This window comes from Hazenella coriacea, assembly GCF_004341825.1.
Classification (GTDB): Bacteria; Bacillota; Bacilli; order Thermoactinomycetales; family Thermoactinomycetaceae; genus Hazenella; species Hazenella coriacea.
On the sequence record NZ_SMAG01000002.1, the window covers coordinates 484,812 to 503,208 of the forward strand.

Annotated in this window: 15 protein-coding genes and 1 riboswitch; of the genes, 9 read left to right on the plus strand and 6 right to left on the minus strand. The window is 41.9% G+C overall.

Annotated elements, in window-relative coordinates; translation table 11 throughout:
- The first annotated feature begins 166 nt into the window (after positions 1-166).
- The 5 genes from EDD58_RS05660 to EDD58_RS05680 all read left to right on the plus strand — a co-directional run bounded on the left by EDD58_RS05660 (position 167) and on the right by EDD58_RS05680 (position 7,517).
- Positions 167-460, plus strand: a complete 294-nt coding sequence (locus EDD58_RS05660; protein ID WP_131923861.1) for a YerC/YecD family TrpR-related protein — start codon at positions 167-169, stop codon at positions 458-460.
- A gap of 191 nt (positions 461-651) precedes the next feature.
- Positions 652-1,359 (plus strand): heptaprenylglyceryl phosphate synthase, encoded by a 708-nt coding sequence (pcrB, locus tag EDD58_RS05665; RefSeq protein WP_131923862.1) that lies wholly within the window; start codon positions 652-654, stop codon positions 1,357-1,359.
- Positions 1,356-3,572: a DNA helicase PcrA gene (gene pcrA, locus EDD58_RS05670; RefSeq protein ID WP_131923863.1), complete on the plus strand. Its 2,217-nt coding sequence runs from the start codon at positions 1,356-1,358 to the stop codon at positions 3,570-3,572. Before pcrB ends, pcrA begins: the two co-directional genes overlap by 4 nt.
- Before the next feature lie 39 nt (positions 3,573-3,611).
- On the plus strand, positions 3,612-5,648 hold the full coding sequence (gene ligA / locus EDD58_RS05675; protein ID WP_131923864.1) for an NAD-dependent DNA ligase LigA: 2,037 nt from the start codon (positions 3,612-3,614) through the stop codon (positions 5,646-5,648).
- Positions 5,649-5,831: 183 nt separating this feature from the next.
- Positions 5,832-7,517, plus strand: a complete 1,686-nt coding sequence (locus EDD58_RS05680; protein WP_131923865.1) for a transglutaminase-like domain-containing protein — start codon at positions 5,832-5,834, stop codon at positions 7,515-7,517.
- Between the two features lie 51 nt (positions 7,518-7,568).
- Here the strand turns inward: EDD58_RS05680 and EDD58_RS05685 are convergent, their stop codons facing one another.
- The 5 genes from EDD58_RS05685 to EDD58_RS05705 are packed head-to-tail and all read right to left on the minus strand — an operon-like array spanning position 7,569 to position 11,077.
- Complete coding sequence (locus tag EDD58_RS05685) at positions 7,569-8,339, minus strand: TatD family hydrolase (protein WP_131923866.1); 771 nt, start codon at positions 8,337-8,339, stop codon at positions 7,569-7,571.
- Complete coding sequence (locus tag EDD58_RS05690) at positions 8,326-9,081, minus strand: ABC transporter ATP-binding protein (RefSeq protein ID WP_131923867.1); 756 nt, start codon at positions 9,079-9,081, stop codon at positions 8,326-8,328. Before EDD58_RS05690 ends, EDD58_RS05685 begins: the two co-directional genes overlap by 14 nt.
- A complete protein-coding gene (locus EDD58_RS05695) occupies positions 9,062-9,844 on the minus strand; it encodes an ABC transporter permease (RefSeq protein ID WP_131923868.1) in 783 nt (260 codons plus the stop codon). Before EDD58_RS05695 ends, EDD58_RS05690 begins: the two co-directional genes overlap by 20 nt.
- The gene (locus tag EDD58_RS05700) at positions 9,837-10,127 is read right to left on the minus strand and encodes a thiamine-binding protein (protein ID WP_131923869.1); all 291 of its coding nucleotides are present in this window, start codon (positions 10,125-10,127) and stop codon (positions 9,837-9,839) included. Before EDD58_RS05700 ends, EDD58_RS05695 begins: the two co-directional genes overlap by 8 nt.
- Before the next feature lie 5 nt (positions 10,128-10,132).
- The gene (locus EDD58_RS05705) at positions 10,133-11,077 is read right to left on the minus strand and encodes an ABC transporter substrate-binding protein (protein WP_131923978.1); all 945 of its coding nucleotides are present in this window, start codon (positions 11,075-11,077) and stop codon (positions 10,133-10,135) included.
- 147 nt (positions 11,078-11,224) lie between these two features.
- Positions 11,225-11,335: riboswitch (TPP riboswitch) on the minus strand.
- Positions 11,336-11,476: 141 nt separating this feature from the next.
- On the opposite strand from EDD58_RS05705, the gene EDD58_RS05710 reads away from it, so the two are divergent.
- The 3 genes from EDD58_RS05710 (at position 11,477) to EDD58_RS05720 (ending at position 15,230) form a co-directional block, all read left to right on the plus strand.
- On the plus strand, positions 11,477-12,391 hold the full coding sequence (locus EDD58_RS05710; RefSeq protein WP_165875820.1) for an RluA family pseudouridine synthase: 915 nt from the start codon (positions 11,477-11,479) through the stop codon (positions 12,389-12,391).
- A gap of 175 nt (positions 12,392-12,566) precedes the next feature.
- Positions 12,567-14,198, plus strand: coding sequence for an esterase/lipase family protein (locus tag EDD58_RS05715; protein ID WP_131923871.1), 1,632 nt, complete (start codon positions 12,567-12,569; stop codon positions 14,196-14,198).
- A 264-nt stretch (positions 14,199-14,462) separates the two neighbouring features.
- A complete protein-coding gene (locus EDD58_RS05720) occupies positions 14,463-15,230 on the plus strand; it encodes an SDR family oxidoreductase (RefSeq protein WP_165875821.1) in 768 nt (255 codons plus the stop codon).
- A 91-nt stretch (positions 15,231-15,321) separates the two neighbouring features.
- Here the strand turns inward: EDD58_RS05720 and EDD58_RS05725 are convergent, their stop codons facing one another.
- Entirely contained in the window at positions 15,322-15,504 is a 183-nt protein-coding gene (locus tag EDD58_RS05725; protein WP_131923873.1) for a hypothetical protein, read from the minus strand.
- Positions 15,505-15,760: 256 nt separating this feature from the next.
- On the opposite strand from EDD58_RS05725, the gene EDD58_RS05730 reads away from it, so the two are divergent.
- Positions 15,761-18,358, plus strand: a complete 2,598-nt coding sequence (locus tag EDD58_RS05730) for a transglycosylase domain-containing protein (RefSeq protein ID WP_131923874.1) — start codon at positions 15,761-15,763, stop codon at positions 18,356-18,358.
- The last annotated feature ends 39 nt before the right edge of the window (positions 18,359-18,397 follow it).

The window sequence follows — 18,397 nt, forward strand, 5'->3', positions numbered from 1 at the left end:
GAAACAGTGACCTGACGGGATTTGGATCAAATAGAGTAATGAAGCAAGTGGTATTGTGATGATAGAAACCTTCTCCATTTCAGAGGGCATGATCAACCCGATGGACCCAGTGATATTTTTGCATGATGTAAGGGCTTTCCTTCCGTCACGAGGAGGAATATGATATATGCAACTCAACAAACTCAAACAGAAAGAAGTCGATCAGCTTTTTCATGCGATCCTAAAGTTGAAGAATATTGAGGAATGTTATCAGTTCTTTGATGATTTGTGCACGGTTGGTGAAATGAAGTCTCTAGCCCAACGTCTTGAGGTTGCACGAATGTTACAAGCTGGGTATACCTATAATCAGATTGAGTCTGAGACAGGGGCAAGTACGGCGACGATTTCAAGAGTAAAACGGTGTCTTCATTATGGGACAGATGGATATAAATTAGCGCTTGAACGTATGAGTGAAGAATAAGGAAACCCCGCGATCAGTCAAGCGGGGCTTTCTTTTGGGAAAAGCCTGGCTCATGTATAATATATTTAATTTCAACAGTGTCGATTTACTATAAGTTAGGAGTCGATATTCCGCGCGAAATGACTTTGTGCCATCACCTCGGAATCATAGCTTCATCGATACGACTGATTTGTAGAGTCGGAGGGACGAATATGTTGACGGAGAAAGTGAAACAATGGCGGCATGCATTTAAATTAGATCCAAACAAGGTTCTCTCCGATTTGGCTCTCCAGATGATCGGTCATTCTGGGACGGATGTCTTGATCGTGGGTGGAACGGATGGAATTACCTTTGAAAATACTTGGTCATTACTAAAGAGAATTCGAAAGTATTCGATTCCCTGTGTGCAGGAGATCTCCACAGATTCTGCTGTAGTTCCTGGATTTGATGGTTACTTAATCCCTTCTGTATGTAATACCGAGCAAGCTCAGTGGATTCATGGAGCTCATCTAAAAGCGATCAAGAAGTATGGAGATTTTATTCCTTGGCAACAAGTTTGTATGGAAGGATATGTGGTTTTAAATTCAGATGCTAAAGTGGCAAGACTCACAGGGGCACAAACGACATTGCAACGGGCTGACTTAGTTGCTTATGCTCGTTTAATCGAACACTTGTACCGGTTTCCGTTGATGTACATCGAATATAGTGGTACATTTGGCAATATCCAAATGGTACAAGCCGCAAAAAAGGAATTGAAGAATACAAGGTTAATTTATGGAGGAGGGATCACCACTGAAGATCAAGCTCGAACGATGGCTGAATGGGCAGATACGATTGTCGTAGGTAACTTAATTTATACAAATGTACAAAAAGCACTCCAAACCGTAGGTTGGGTAAAAGAAACAACTGTTCAGAGATGATAAGAGGAGATGATGTTGTGATAAACAAGACTGCCTTGTCAAAAGAAAAACTTTTACAAGGACTCAACCCTGCCCAACAATCAGCAGTAGAAACAACGGATGGACCTGTACAAATCGTGGCAGGTGCAGGAAGTGGAAAGACAAGGGTGCTCACACATCGAGTCGCTTATTTATTAGGGGAGAAACAGATTCATCCTTGGAATATTCTAGCGATCACTTTTACCAATAAAGCAGCTCGTGAGATGAAAGAACGGATTGTTAAGTTAGTCGGTCCGTCTGCGGAGGACATTTTAATCTCCACATTTCACTCGATGTGCGTTCGTTTTTTAAGGCGTGATATTGATCGAATGGGCTATTCTCGCAACTTTACAATTCTGGACACCTCTGATCAGCTTTCAGTGATTAAACAAGTACTGAAAGAAGAGAATCTCGACCCTAAAAAATTTGAACCCCGAATGATTCTAAATAAGATCAGCACAGCTAAAAACCATTTACAAGGACCTCAACAAATGAAGGCGAGAGCTTCGCAGTTTATGGAAGAAGTAGCTGCTGAAGTTTATGAAAAGTACCAAAGTAAGTTACGTAAGAATGAATCTCTCGACTTTGATGATTTACTCATGTTAACGGTACGTCTGTTTGAAGAAGTCCCTGAAGTTAAAGACTACTACCAAAAGAAATATCAATATATTCATGTTGATGAGTATCAAGATACCAACCATGTCCAATATGTGCTTGTTAAAATGTTGGCAGAACGACATCAAAATATCTGTGTCGTGGGTGACTCTGATCAATCCATCTATCGGTTCCGAGGTGCAGACATCAGCAATATCTTAAATTTTGAGCGAGATTACCCTTCTGCCAAGCTGATTAAGCTAGAGCAAAACTACCGTTCAACGAAAAAAATTCTTCAAGCGGCCAACCATCTGATTGCCCATAATACAGAGCGTAAACCGAAGGATTTATGGACACAAAATGATGAAGGAGCACCCATTGAAATTTTCGAAGCAGGCAATGAACATGAAGAAGCTTATTATGTCGCAGAAAATATAATACGAGGACATAAAGAACAGATTCCATATAATGACTATGCTGTTTTATATCGAACCAATGCTCAATCTCGTGTGATTGAGGAAGTAATGATGAAGTCCAATATTCCATACACGATCGTAGGTGGCATCAAATTCTACGAGCGAAAAGAGATTAAAGATGTACTGGCTTATCTGCGATTGGTTGTCAATCCACACGATGATCTCAGTTTGCAACGGATTATCAATGTTCCTCGTCGTGGAGTAGGAGCGGCTACTATGGAAAAAATAAGTAACTATGCTGCTTCTCAAGGCCTTTCGTTGTTTGATGCATTATTGGAAATGGATCAGATCGGCTTAACGAAAAGAGTCATGACACCGCTAGAGGAGTTTACCCTTTTGATTCGTCAGATGCATGCGATGGCTGATTATTTGTCAGCAGTAGAATTAACGGAAGAGATTTTAACGCGTTGTAGATATCGGGAGGAGCTTAAAAAAGAGAAAACGATTGAAGCACAAGGTCGATTGGAAAATATTGATGAATTCATCTCTGTTGCCCAAGAGTTTGAACAGAGAAATGAGGATAAATCACTGATTGCATTTCTAACAGATTTAGCCTTGATCTCAGATGTGGATCAACTGGATGAATCAGATGAGAAGAGTGATGAAAAGGTTGCTTTAATGACCTTGCATAGTGCAAAAGGGCTGGAATTTCCGCATGTATTCTTAGTAGGGTTGGAAGAAGGGATTTTCCCCCATAATCGTTCTTTAGATGATGAATCGGAAATGGAAGAAGAACGGCGTCTAGCTTATGTAGGAATTACACGTGCCGAAGAAACACTTCATATTTCGCGGGCCCGGTCTCGAACGATTTATGGACAGACCAACGCCAACTTGCCCTCTCGCTTTCTAAAAGAAATTCCTGTGGAATTGGTGGAACATGTAGGACAAAGTCGACCTACGGTTGTAAAAACACCTGTTTTCCAAAGGCAGTCAGTCAGTCGTCCTGAACCGAATCGTGAGCTGAACTGGAATGTAGGCGATAAAGCTGAGCATAGCAAGTGGGGAATCGGAACTGTGGTAAAAGTGCAAGGAGAGGGTGGTGATTTGGAATTAAATATCGCCTTTCCATCACCCATCGGTATTAAAAAACTATTAGCGAGATATGCACCGATTCAAAAGGTTTGAGTTGTGACTATTCCTAAAGTCTAGGAAGTGCCAAGGAGGATGAACCGTTTGAATGTGTCAGATGCAAAACGGCGAATCGAAGAGTTACGAGAACTCTTACAAGAACATAATTATCGTTACTATGTGCTGGATGACCCCATCATTTCAGATTCTCAGTATGATCAGTGGCTGAAAGAATTAAATGCTCTTGAAGCGGAACATCCTGAGTGGATCACACCCGATTCTCCGACACAACGCGTGGGTGCTGAACCATTGCCTTTTTTTGAGAAGGTGGAGCACCTCTCTCCGATGTTAAGCTTGGGCAATGCCTTTAATGAGCAGGATTTGCGTGAATTTGACGAGAGGGTACGTAAAGCGACAGACCATCCAAGGATCTCTTATGTATGTGAATTGAAAATCGATGGTTTGGCAGTTTCTCTTCGTTATGAAGAAGGGAAGTTTGTACAAGGTTCTACACGTGGGGATGGTGTCATTGGGGAAGATATTACCCAAAACTTAAAGACGATTCGCTCCCTGCCTTTACGTTTGAATGAGCCAGTCACTTTGGAAGTACGTGGAGAAGCTTATATGCCTCGCAAAGCTTTTGAACGGCTAAATACAGAACGAGAGCGAAAAGGAGAACCTCTATTTGCTAATCCACGTAACGCAGGAGCTGGTTCTCTTCGTCAATTGGACCCTCGATTGGCAGCAGAACGTTCATTAGATATTTTCCTATATGGAATCGGTGAATTGAAAGGGAAAACCTTTGCAACCCATACCGAATCGTTAGATTATCTTGCCCAGTGTGGATTAAAGGTGAATCCAGAGCGAAGAACCGTTAACCAGTTCGAAGAAGTATTGGACTATATTGCTTATTGGAGTGAACATCGTGCGGAGTTAGGCTATGAGATTGATGGGATTGTGATCAAGGTGGATGATCTTAAACTGCGCGAGCAAATGGGGAATACAGCGAAAAGTCCACGTTGGGCGATTGCCTATAAGTTCCCTGCTGAAGAAGTGTCAACAGTTCTCAAAGCGATTGATCTTAATATAGGACGTACAGGAGTAGTTACTCCGACGGCGATCCTTGAACCAGTCTCCCTAGCTGGAACGACCGTTCAGCGTGCCACTCTGCATAATGAAGACTTTATTCGTGATAAAGAGATTATGATCGGCGACCATGTCATCATCAAAAAAGCTGGAGATATTATTCCTGAAGTGGTCTCAGTGTTAAAAGAGCGACGGACAGGTGCTGAACAAATATTTGATATGCCAACAGAATGTCCCGAATGCCACAGCCAGCTTGTTCGTCTGGAAGAGGAAGTCGCTCTTCGTTGTATTAACCCACAATGTCCTGCACAAACCCGAGAGGGAATTATTCACTTTGTTTCCCGAGGTGCCATGAATATTGAGGGTGTAGGCGAAAAAGTGGTCACCCAACTTTTCCAGCATGGTTTGGTTCGAGGGGTTGCTGATCTCTATTTCCTAAAGAAAGAAGACCTTCTTTCTTTAGAGCGGATGGGAGAAAGATCCGTACAAAATTTACTGACAGCGATTGAAGCCAGTAAAGAAAACTCTCTTGAACGCCTTTTATTTGGACTTGGTATTCGTTTTGTAGGGTCTAAGGGAGCTAGAATCTTAGCCGAACATTTTAAAACGATGGATGCGATGCTGGAAGCTACAGAAGAAGAACTGATCCAGATCGAGGAGATCGGTCCCAAAGTAGCAGATAGTGTAGTCACTTATCTAGAGAAACCAGAAGTAAGGAAGATGATTCATCGTCTTCAAGAAGCTGGGGTCAATATGGAATTTCAAGGAGCTACACCACTTGCGCCTGAAATCTTGGCTGAAGAACATCTATTTACAGGAAAAACGATTGTCATTACGGGAACCTTGGAGCGTATGTCACGAAACGAAGCCAAAGAATTGTTGGAATCATTGGGAGCAAATGTGACAGGAAGCGTAAGTAAAAAGACAGACTATGTCATCGCTGGCGAAAAAGCAGGCTCCAAGTTGGATAAAGCAAACAAACTGGGAGTGACAGTACTCAATGAAGAAGAGTTTGTCGCCCAGCTACCTGAGTTAGTCAAAGGGTAAAGTTCATATGCTAAGTCAGTGAGTGATTTTTTCATGGAAATCATTTCAAATAACTGATATTATTAAATTTGACCAATCTGTTTACAGGTTGGTTTTTTTATAGTTGTCCCCCCTTGCGATTTCATTCATGATCTAGTTCAATGTTATTAGAAAAGTAACCGATTATTGAAAGGCAGAGGGCTCATGAGATGGAGATGGAAGTGGATCGGACTGGTTATAGGTTTGATCTTGGTCTGTTTGATTAGCGTTTCCGCATGTGAAGGAATCCAGTATTGGGTTCATGGACCTTCCTCAAATCAAACAGTCGGAACATACGGAATAGACGAAAATGAACAAGAAAACAAACTCGTACTAGAACCATATGCGAAAGAAGTAAAAGGAAAATTAACTTCTCCGTTATACCAAACATCTACTGTTGATACCATTGTAGAAATTGCAGGTTATATTGAAAAATATAAGGAACTTCGTACGTCTTTTATGTGGGTGGAAATGAATTATCAGGGGGAACAGGAAGAAGACCTTCCTTCTGCTTTTCACTATTATATTCCGATCTATGAAGGAGATTTTCGAGAAAAGGTTCGTTTATTTTCAGGCAAAGGGGCTTATCAAATAACGATTCATGTTCCTTCTATGGAAGAAGATGAATATTATTATCCTTTTGCTAAAATCAATATCACTAATACCAATCCAAAGATCGAACGAGATCTTAGTTATAGTTTAAAAGCAAGACAAGAGGGCTTGCAAATCTCTTCACCACTTGAAGGATATCAGATGATTCATGATTCCCTTGAGCTGACTGGCAAAGTTACCAATGATAAGATTAAAAAGCTGTTAGTCCAACAGAAAAAAGGGTCTGAACAATGGCAACAAGTCATTTCTGTGAAAAACGGAAAATTTGAAGAAAAGATTCCGCTCTTGTTTGGTGAAGGAATTCATGAAGTTCAAGTGATGCTTCCTGATCTTACCAGAGAAGGGTATTATTTAGAGGGCTCTACCTTTTTTGCCTCCAATACATCGTTAAAGAAACGCACGCCAATCACGTATTCTCGTCTGTATCAAGAACGAGGAATTGAATTAACTCATCCGATTGCAGGTGGAGATGAAGCTGATCTCACTTATCGAATTGCGGGAAAGATTGATGCTTCAGCCCCATATGCAAAAGAGACGAATCATTTGATTGTGCAAACCAAGAAAGGAAAAGAGAAGGCTACTTATTTTATCCCTGTGGAAAAATACCGATTTGATTCAGATATTTGGTTGCGATTCGGTTCAGGAGAATATGAAGTTACTATTTTTGTACCTGAGGTGACGAAAGAAAAAAGGGACTTTTTCCGCTTTTATACAGTTGCTACTTTTCAAGTAAAGAGTCAAGCACAAAAGGACTTAAGAAATTTCCTTCCGTCTAGGGGGATTCAATCCGATCATGCAACGATTAAGAACATAGCGCAGGAAGTAACGGCAGGAAAGAAGACAGACCGGGATCGTGCTTATGCGATTTACCGTTATGTGGCTACCACACTTCGATATGATATGGACAAGTATCGAAGAAATAGTTTTGAATGGGATGATAGTGCACTTAAATCAATTCGAACTCAATCAGGAGTCTGCCAAGACTTTTCTTTTCTTGCGATCGCAATGTTTCGCTCTTTGGATATGCCTGCACGTTTCGTAGAAGGTCATGCAGGTGGACAACGACATGCTTGGGTAGAGGTCTGGATGGATGGACGATGGGTGACAATGGATCCTACATGGGGGGCTGGTTACATCACTCCGGATGGCAGGTTTATACAAAAATATGATAAACAATACTTCGATCCATCCCCAGCGAGTTTCGCAAAAACGCATCGACGAACAGGTGTGGTTTATTAATTGTAAAGGGGAACCAAAAAGCACAGGCAAAACGGAGCCTGTGCTTTTTTGCTAAGAGCGTCGATAAAAGCGAAGTGCATTTTCAACCACTTGGCTAGAGAGTTTTTCTAAGGGATCACCACGTAATTGGGCAAGATGAATCAGTAGCTTTTCGATCATGAGAGGTTGGGTGAATTGACCTGCAAAAGGACCTTCAAAAGGCCAGGGACCATCTGTTTCAACCATTAATTGTTCAATGGGATACCATGTTGCGATTTTGGCTGTGATCGGATGATAATAAATATCTGGAGTGACAGAAATCATATATCCCGCATCAGCCATCCGGCGACAAGTAGCGTGATCTGATTTAAACCAATGGAAATGGGCTTGTTGTATATCGATTTCTTCAAGCAGATCACAGACCACTGTTGCTTCCTCGTGTACAGCATGAAGAATGACCGGCTTGTGAAGCTCTTTAGCTAGCTCTAAAAAGGAAACTAGAATTTGAAAGTGTTCTTTATCTGAGAAATCATTTCCTTGTTGACGGGAGATCCGCTTGAGATAAGTGGGGAGTCCAATCTCTCCAATCGCATCGATCTCGTTTTCATGATTGCGAATCCATTGGATCAGAGCTGACACATCTGTAGGTGACTGTTCTGGATGGAAACCACAAGCGGCGATCACTTTGCTAGGATAAGCTCGTTTCCATTGAAGTGTACGTTGTGAAGAAGATAAATCCATGGAAACAGCGGTCATTCCGACAATCTGAGGGTGTTCGCAAAATTGCTGGATCTCCTCATCAGTATACTTTTCTAAATGGATATGGGAATCAAAGATGAGCATGTTCAGACTCCTTGGTGATGAGTAAGTCTTCTAACTTTCGTGCTAACTGAAGCCATTCTTTACTCCCACGCATCGTGATTCGTTCCTCGCGAGGAAAAGGAACGATTTGTTCTTCTTTGATACTCATCGGATTGGCATCAAGCACATAGATGCGATCTGATAAAAGAATCGCTTCGTCGATACTATGTGTGATGAAGAGAATCGTTAATTGTTCTTTTATAAATAAAGAGAACAACCATTGCTGCATGTTCGCTCTTGTCAATGCATCTAAAGCAGCAAAGGGTTCATCCAAACAAAGTAACTGACTGCGACTTGCCAATGCACGGGTAAAAGCGACCCGTTGTTGCATTCCACCTGATAACTCATGTGGGTAGTGATGGGCGACATCCGAGAGTCCTGCACGATCTAATAAATCAGAGATTTCTGCATCATTAAGCTTGTTTTTTAACTCTTGCGCAAGACGGACGTTTTCAGTGATCGTTCGCCAAGGTAAGAGAGAAGGTTGCTGTGGCATATAGCCGATTTGTCCTCGTTGACCCTGTACACGTTTTCCATGAAGCCAGATTTCACCATCCTGTGGCACATGTAGACCACCAATACAATAAAAAAGTGTGCTTTTACCACTTCCTGAAGGGCCGATCAATGAGACAAACTCCCCTTGATTCACTTGCAGAGAAAGTTGGTCAATAATTTGCTTATTGTCATAGGAAAATGATAAATCCTTAATCTCTAGTAGAGGCATGGGAACGACCTCCTCCCTGTTTCCAACGTGAACTTAACCATTCCAAGAAGGTAATAAGTCCAAATAAGCAAAGGCTTAGGCACATAATGAGTAAAATAGCAAGCATGACCCGATCTGTGCGGAAGGAAGAGGAGGCAAGAGTCATGATCACACCTAATCCATGTTCAGCTCCCAACCACTCGGCGATGACAGCCCCCATCACACTGTAAGTAGCTGATACTTTTAATCCTGAGAATAATGAAGGTAAGGCAGAAGGCCACTCTAGCTTTCGAAACAATTCCCACCGACTTGCACCAGCCATTTTTAAATAGATGAGTAATGTGCGATCCGTTTGTAAAAAGCCATCCATCATGGATACGGTTACTGGGAAAAAGCAGACCAGAGCCACTACGATTAACTTAGGTAACATTCCTAAACCTAGCCACATCACTAGTAATGGAGCGAGTGCGATCAATGGGATGTTTTGTGAAAGGACAATCAACGGATACACCATCTTTTTTAAAAAGGAGGAAAGATGGAGGAAGGTCGCTGTACTCATCCCAACGACCACTCCGATGGCAAGTCCTGCTAAGGCGATCTGAATCGTCGCCATGACTTCAGTTCCTAACCGTGGTGCATACTCAAAAAATTCCTTTACAATCGCACTGGGTGCTGGTAGCATCCAAGCATCAATGTGCCAATAGGTAACCGAACTTTCCCAGATCACTAAAAGAAAAAGAATGAAAACGGCAGAAGGCCAGATTTTTTTCCATGTATTAATCATATTTCTTCGTCAACTCACTCATAGAGGCTCCAGTGGGGTTGTGATAGATTTTTACTTGGCTGATGATACTTTGACACCCCAGACGAACCATCTCTTCATTCATCTCCTGGATGATTTTTAATAGCTCAGGTAGTTCTCCTTCCATGGTTGTTTCTAAAGGTCCTACCCGATAACGAACTCCTGCGGCTTGAATAATCTCAATTGCCCGATCCACAAAGGGAATGACATTTTCCCCTTGTGGAGGTCGTGGAATGATTTGAATACTAACCAAGGTATGAGCCATGATCATTATTCTCCTTTAGGTAAGAAGTCATTGGTGAAGGCAGTAGCAGGATCGAACTCCCCTTCAAGTAACTGATACTTCTTAAGCCAATTCGCATAGTTGGTCCATACTTCTACTTTTTGTTCACCCCAGCGAGGTGCATCATCTTGGTAACGTTTACTTAACCAAGCTTGACTCTTTTTCACGAGATCAGGATCTAGATCTGGTTCAGCTTTGATCAAAATATCTGCGGCTTGCTCAGGATTTTGAATCGAAAATTCATATCCTTGACTAACTGCTTTCATAAAGGAACGCACGGTTTCGGGATCTTGCTTTATTGTTTTCTCACCAGCAATGAGAACAGGGGTATAATAATCCAAGTCCTTGGAGTAGTCAGTGAGATAAACAGTGTTTAATTTTTCACCGCGAAGCTCAGCTTCAATCCCTGTCCAGGCATAGTAAATCCACATGAAATCTACATCTTTTTTCACAGCTGTAAAAAAGTCTATATTTCCGCTGTTGATGATTTTTACTTTGTTGGGATCAGCTTGATCGATTGTCATCAGTGAACTGATCATCTGCTTTTCAATGGGTGAGCCAAAGCCACCATATTTTTTTCCTTCAAAGTCTTTAGGACGTTGGATGTTTTTAGCTACAGGAGAAGCAAACCCAGACGTGTTGTGTTGAATAATTGCACCAATGGAAACAATCGGTACTCCTTGAGCACGGGCTTGAGTGACACTTTCTTGGTTACTGACAGCAAACTCAGCTTGACCTGTTGCGATCATTTTTTCTGAGCCTGCTTCACCCGGTTGAATAATTTTCACATCTAATCCAGCATCTTTAAAAAATCCTTGATCGCGAGCTACATATAGACCTGTATGGTTCGTGTTGGGAGTCCAGTCGAGGACAACCGTAATGGGTTTTAATTGACCTGTGGTTGAGTCAGACTGGGAAGAAGGGTCTCCCATTCCACAAGCAGAGGTAAATAAAAGAAGAAAGGTTAATAGAATGATGGAAACAGAATGACGTTTCACCCTAAACAACTCCTTGTTGTTAATCAGATGACAAAAAAACGCCATCCTGATCTGGAAGGCGCAGTTATCTAAAAATAGCTATGTTTAATAGCTTGCAAGTTCCTACGCCGGCATTACCCGGATCAGGTTCATGGGTCAGTGTATGGGTACACTTTCTCAGCCAGCCATATTCTAGCTCCCCGTGGTGTTCAGTTGTCTCGAGCCCATTATATGAAAGAGAATAATATTTGTCTATCATGTGAAAATTACACGGAATGATTCCACTTTTCTATCATCCATTAATTTGTAGAGTAAATGATATACTACGTGTGAATGTCAAAGTTGAGGTGCAAGATGGAAAAGCAAATGAAACTGATGTTTGAACACATTGTCAACTCACAAGAAGATGGAAAAATGCTTCATCAAGTACTAAAGAACCGTTTCAAGTTTTCGCGACGAATGATGAGCCGTTTAAAAATGAATCGTTTGGTCACAGTGAATGGGGAAGTGATCTATTATACCGCTCGGGTTCAGCAAGGGGATCAGATTGAGATTCAGTTTTTAGTCGAAGATGCTGAATATATCCCACCTCAACCGACGGAGTTTACAGTGGTTTACGAAGATGAAGACCTCATTGTCGTTGATAAGCCACCTGGACTCGTTGTACATCCAACCAAAGGTTATCCCGATCAGACTTTGGCTAATGGATTGATGCATTATTGGTTAGAGCGTGGAGAAACTCATAAAGTTCGACCTGTTACTCGTTTGGATAAAAATACATCTGGATTGATGGTAGTTGGAAAACACGCTTATACTCATGCCTATTTGGCTGAACAGATGGCGGAGAAAAGATACCAGCGCGAATATCTGGCCTGGGTTCATCACCAGATCATTGAAGATCAAGGAACCATTGATGATCCCATTGGGATGGACATGTCTCAAACTATTTTTCGTTCCGTTAGGGAAGATGGAGCCCAAGCTATCACCCACTTTCGAGTGATTCAACGTTGGGAAGATGCGACCTTAGTTCGTCTACAGTTGGAAACAGGGCGTACGCACCAAATTCGGATTCACCTATCTGCACGAGGTTACCCGATTATCGGTGATGACATGTATGGAACGAAAGAGGATCAGCATTTGATCACTCGTCAAGCCCTTCATGCCACTTATCTTCGTTTATATCACCCTCGTCATCGTAAATGGATGGAGTGGGAATCACCGATTCCGGAAGATATACAAGAATTGATGAAACGATTAAATAAGAAATGAAATCATTGAAGTTATCAGTAAGATCGCATTCGCATGCGGTCTTTTTTAATTAAAAAATTTATATAACAAATATTTTTAATAATGTGGAGGATTCAATCAATGAATGTAGAATTTTATTCATAGAAAGGTCAAATATAATGACTCTTCAGAAACTATGAAGTGAGGGGGAAATGGAATGAAGTCAGTTTTTCGTCTTTTTTCAATTTTATTACTTTGTGCTTGTTTAGTCATTCCAATGGGAGTTTCTTCAGCACAATCCTTATCCAGTGTTCCTGCACCCAAAGTGATGGGACAGGTAGGAGGAGAAGTTGGTGTACAATCCATGCCTACTACCAAGACGCCTGGAACTTGGTTTGTAGGAGCCACTCCGCCCAATTATGATCCAAGTAAGCCACCCATTGTTTTTGTTCAGGGGATGAATGGGAAGGCACAGGACTGGTGGGAAGAAACCGTTTATGCGGGTGTGAATGACATGTATGAAACCGCTTACAGAAATGGGTATCGTACGGCATTTGTACAGTTATATGATGCCAAAGGAGACGGTGCAGCTTCGCAATGGGATAATGGTCGCCTGCTCGCTTCGATGTTAGAGCAGATCCATCGTCACTTTGGACAAAAAGTTAACATTGTGGCTCATAGTAAAGGAGGGCCTGATACACAGGCAGCACTGATCCATTATGGTGCACATCCTTATGTCGGGCGTGTAGTAACATTAGGATCACCTCACCATGGTTCTCATTTGGCGAATCTTGCACATAGTTGGTATGCAGGATGGTTGGCGGAGCTACTTGGAAAAACGAGTGATGGCACGTATGCACTTCAAACCGGACAGATGGAACAATATCGTAAAAGTACGGATCAACATCCAAATGTAAGTAAAAACACCTACTATACTTTAGCTGGAACCAGTTGGGGACCACGCTTCACCGCATTGTGGACAGGTGGCTCTTATTTGTCGGTACAAGGTTCAAATGATGGATTGGTCAATGTTTGGAGTACCCAACTTCCTTACGGTAAACATTTGTTAACAGGAGATGCTGATCACGATAACATTCGGACAGGATTTAAGTCTTTCGCAAAGATTGAATCTGTATTACGCTCGTCAAGCTTAGTGCAATCACAAACATCAGTGAAACCATCAATGGAAACAAGTCCAGAGTCTGTTGATCAAGAACAATGGGTGGATGGTGCTCCTTTAAGCCCGAATCAGATTGTGGAAAAAACTCTTTATATAGAAGAAAATTCTTCAGAAGCTAATATTCAAGTTCTAACAAAATCCAAAGCGGTTCAAGTTCAATTGGTATCTCCTTCAGGAAAAGTTTACAAACAACAAAATGCCAATCGGAACACCACTGATCAAGCATTTTTTGCTGGTGCTCATGTAAAATCATTCCATGTTTCCCGTCCTGAAGCAGGTACATGGAAAATAAGCATGACCAGTCCCGTGTCAGATGCATATCTACTTATTGCAAACCTAGGAACCCCAGCTACTTTCTCAGCAGACGTTCCATTAACAAGTAAAGAAAAAGCGATTCCACTTCAAGTGAAATTAAATAAAACTAAAAATCTTCAAGTAAACTCCTTGCAAATTGAAACACAAGTAGTTACACCAGACGGCACGATGTTGCCTGCAAAGGAAACCAAACAACTATTCAAACAAAACCGTCTGCAAGCTAACCAATTCCGTGGACAATTAAAAGGAATCAAACCAGGAGTGTATAACATCACGATCGAAATAAAAGGAAAAACCAAACAAGGCGAACCATTTGAACGAACCATGATTCGTTCCGTCTATATAGGAGAATAAATCCATTTAAAAAAGTCCCACTGCCCAAAACAGTGGGGCTTTTTTGAATTAATACCGATCTCCCAACAGTAACTTTTCTCTAGCCTCTCCAACACCGTCCAAGGAGGCGAAAAAAATAACAAGCCGACTGGCTCAAGGAACATCCTCTTATTCCCCGAAAAGATCAACGATCGAACAACTCTTTTCTCATACACCATCTACTTCATTGATGTCACAAGCTTATTACAATAAGATGAAAGAAAACAGAACGAAAGGATGACCCTTATGTCACACCCCGTCGCATGGATCGTAGGAGGCGTGAAAGGCTTAGGCGTTCCCCTCATCAAAGGACTAGCCCAAGATGGCTACCGAATCGCCATGAACTATCGGAAGAGTCGGCAAGCTGGAGAACAAATCCAACAACAATTACAGCAATCAGGAACAGAAACTTTACTCATGCAAGGCGATATCAGTCAAGTGGAAGATGTCAAACGAATGGGCGATGAGATCAAACAAAAGTGGGGGCGAGTCGACGTACTTGTGTGTACAGCAGGTCCCTTTATTTTTAAGCGCACACCGATCCGAGAACTTACTCATCAACAGTGGAAAGATATGGTCGATGGAAATTTGAATAGTATTTTCTATATTGTGCACGAAATTTTACCCTTGATGCGAATACAAAGATATGGACGAATTATTACGTTCGGATTTCCAGAAGTGGAGCAAGCCCCGGCATGGGAAGGATATGGAGCCTACGCAGCAGCAAAAGCTGGACTCGTCTCACTGACACGAACCCTTTCCAGAGAAGAAGCTCCACATGGGATTACAGTCAACATGGTTTATCCTGGAGACATTCGTGATCCTTACAAAGAGGCATCGATTCAGATGGCCAAAGGACAAATAGATCCCCAGAGTCCAGTTGGACGACCTGGTACGGGAGAAGATATTTCGCGGGTAGTTCGTTTTCTAGCTCATCCTGACTCTGACTTCATCACCGGGGCAATGATACCAATTACGGGGGGGTTTACTAATCTTCAATTTCATGTAAAATGAGCATAAGATTCATGTAATCTTTCTGTAATATTTTTTAAAAAAGAAAAAGCCATGAGAAACAGTTTGCGTTATAATGATGAAGTATTATTCATCAACGCTTGTTTGCGGTATCGGTTTGGCGCTTGAAATAGTAACCAAGTCCAAACCACACACCAGAGCCAATTAAGCCGGCGAAAAAGGCAGGTGTACCTGAGACTTTCCAAAGAAAAAGGCTTGCTAGTAATCCTAAAATACCAGTCAGATTACAAGCAAATGATGCTGCTTTTATGTTCAACGTCTATCACCTCGTTATTTACTATATCATAGGATAAGGGCTAGACGAATTCCTATATGAGTTAGGTGTAACTAGAAGCCATTTCAAAATGTCCAGAAACCTATTTTTTCGGAGTGACTTTCCGCCATGATGTGAAATAAGGCTTCTGGGGGAATCCTCAACAGGGTAGTTTGTACAGACAAAAGTTTTGAAATAGCTTCTATTGTATTTCGATCGTAAGAATCTTCAATGAATAACGTTTTCAGGAGGGGCACGTATGGATGATTTGCGTAGGGGTCGAGGATCTCGTTCAAGTGGCGAATTTAATCCACAAGAAGTCAGAAGTCGTAGTGAACGTGTAGGACCCCGTTCTCGTACCTCCCGCTCCACTCGTTCTGGTGGACCGGGTGGCGGAAAACGGAAGAAAAAAGGATTTGCTTCACTCTTTACTTGGAAATGGTTTGTTTTAGTGATCCTGACCTCTGTCCTATTGGTCGTAGGAGGATGTACAGCAATCAAGCTACAAGGTGAAAATGTGGATCTTAAAAAGATGAAAGAATTTAAGGTTACCTCCACGATCTATGATAAAGAAGGGAATGAGGTTACCCAACTGGGGGACTATAAGCGTGAATTTGCTAAGATTGAAGATATTAAAAAAGTGAATCCGATGTTGATTGAAGGATTCAAAAAAATCGAAGATGAGCGCTTTGATGACCATAGCGGTGTCGACTATTGGGGCTTGGGCCGTGCTGTGGTTAAAAATATTTTAGAAGGCGGTAAGGCAGAAGGTGCTAGTACCATCACCATGCAGGTAGCGGGGAACGTGGTTCTAGAAAACCGGACCAAAACTTTCTCCCGGAAGATCTCAGAGGTGGCGACGGCTTGGAACCTTGAAAGTAAATATTCCAAAGATGAGATTATGGAAACTTATGTGAACTACATTTATTTAGGAAACGGTGTCGCTGGAGTTCAGATGGCTTCCAAAATCTACTTTGGCAAAGATGTAACCAAAGATAAGTTAGAACCGCATGAAGTTGCCTTTATCATTGGTTTACCTAAAGCGCCCAGTACGTATGATCCATTTGGTTCCGAAAAGAAACAAAAGGCAGCAGAGAAACGTAGAAATGTTGCATTATTTAAAATGGCCGAAGATAACAATATGCCACCACTGATCACACAGCAACAAAAAGAAGAAGGGCAGAAAAAGCCGGTTGTTCCTAATGGCGATACGTACTTAAAAGAGTATGGTCCTACGGGGGATTATGCTGCATATAAAGAGCTAGTATTAAATGAACTTAAAAAATATGGTATTACTGAATCCGACATGGGTAAAGGTTATAAAATTTATACCGGACTTGATCCTCAATTACAAAAAGCTACTGAAGCAGCCTTAGCCAATAAAGAAAACTTTATCGGTAAAAAAGGTAACTTTGAAGAACTGATGGAAGCAGGGACAGCTACGATTGATGTAGAGTCAGGTCTCATCGCTGCGATTGGTGGAGGACGTGACTATCGTCCAGGACAAATGATTAAAGGTGGTTATGAATTCCGTGCTCCGGGTTCAACGATTAAGCCGCTAACCGTCTATACACCCGCCATGGAAAAAGGAAAAGGTGAGATTAATCGCTATTCCATCGTTAAAGATGAACCTGTTAACTTTAACGGTTGGAGACCCAAAAACTATGATCTTTCCACCCATGGTGCAGTACCCATGGAGCAAATGGTTAAAAACTCTTACAACTTAAGTACAGCCCATATGTTAAAAGAGAAAGTGGGTCTCGGTGTTGCTTATAACTATGCTAAAAAACTAGGGATTCATGTAGTAAAAGAAGATGAGAACTATCCGGCCATGGCCTTAGGAGGATTACACGAAGGAACCACTCCCTTACAAATGGCCAGAGCTTATACTGCTCTTGCAAGCAATGGAGACATGATCAATGCTAGAGCGATTAAGGAAGTGCAAGACTCAAAAGGCGAGAAGGTTGATGAGGTCGGAGAGATTGAAAGAACACCGGTTTTTGGAAAAGAAGCCGCCTATTGGATGACGGAGATGTTAAAAGAAGTCATTAACGATGGAACCGGTAAAGCAGCAAAAATCGAGACCAGTGAAGTAGCTGGTAAAACGGGAACGATTCAGGATTACAAAGCGGGTTGGTTTGCAGGCTACACCCCTAAATATGTGACAACCGTAATGGTTTATAACACGGACCCAGGCAAAGGGTCAGACAAGGGACTCGTAGGGGGTAGCTATCCGGCAAAAATCTTCAAACAGATTATGGATGAAGGTTTAAAAGGAAGAGAATATGCGAAGTTTAGCAAACCACCTGGTGTTAAAGATCCAAAACCACCATTTATGTTAGAGTCACCTCGAGTTAAAGGGGACTTTGATGCAAGTCAAAATGCGATTCTCTTAAGCTGGCAAAACCAAGATCCTCGTGTCAAATATAAAATCTATCGCGCCGAACAGGGTGGAGATTTTAAAGAGATTGCTGAAACATCATCTGCGGGCTATAAAGATACCGATATCGAAGTACCTAACCTGATTGACGATATCACAGGGTTCTTCACTGGGGACGATAAGAAGAAAACCTACATTTACAAAGTAGAGGCGATCGATACCCAAGAAGAAGATGAAGACCTTGGTCGGAAGATGTCTGACGCAGTGAAAGTAAGTATCAAGGGTGAAAAGCCTAAAAAAGATGATGAAGATCCTATAGATCCCACTGATCCAGGGGAACAGCCACCGGGTCCTGGTTCTGGTCCTGATCCCGAGTGTGACCAGCAGATGGTAAAAGATTGGGAGAGATATAAAAAAGGGAAATGGCATAGTCCCTTCCCACCACCAGAACCACCAGCTGAATGTCTAACCAGATGAAATTAACTTGCTACATGAGACTGCTGACGATTGTCAGCA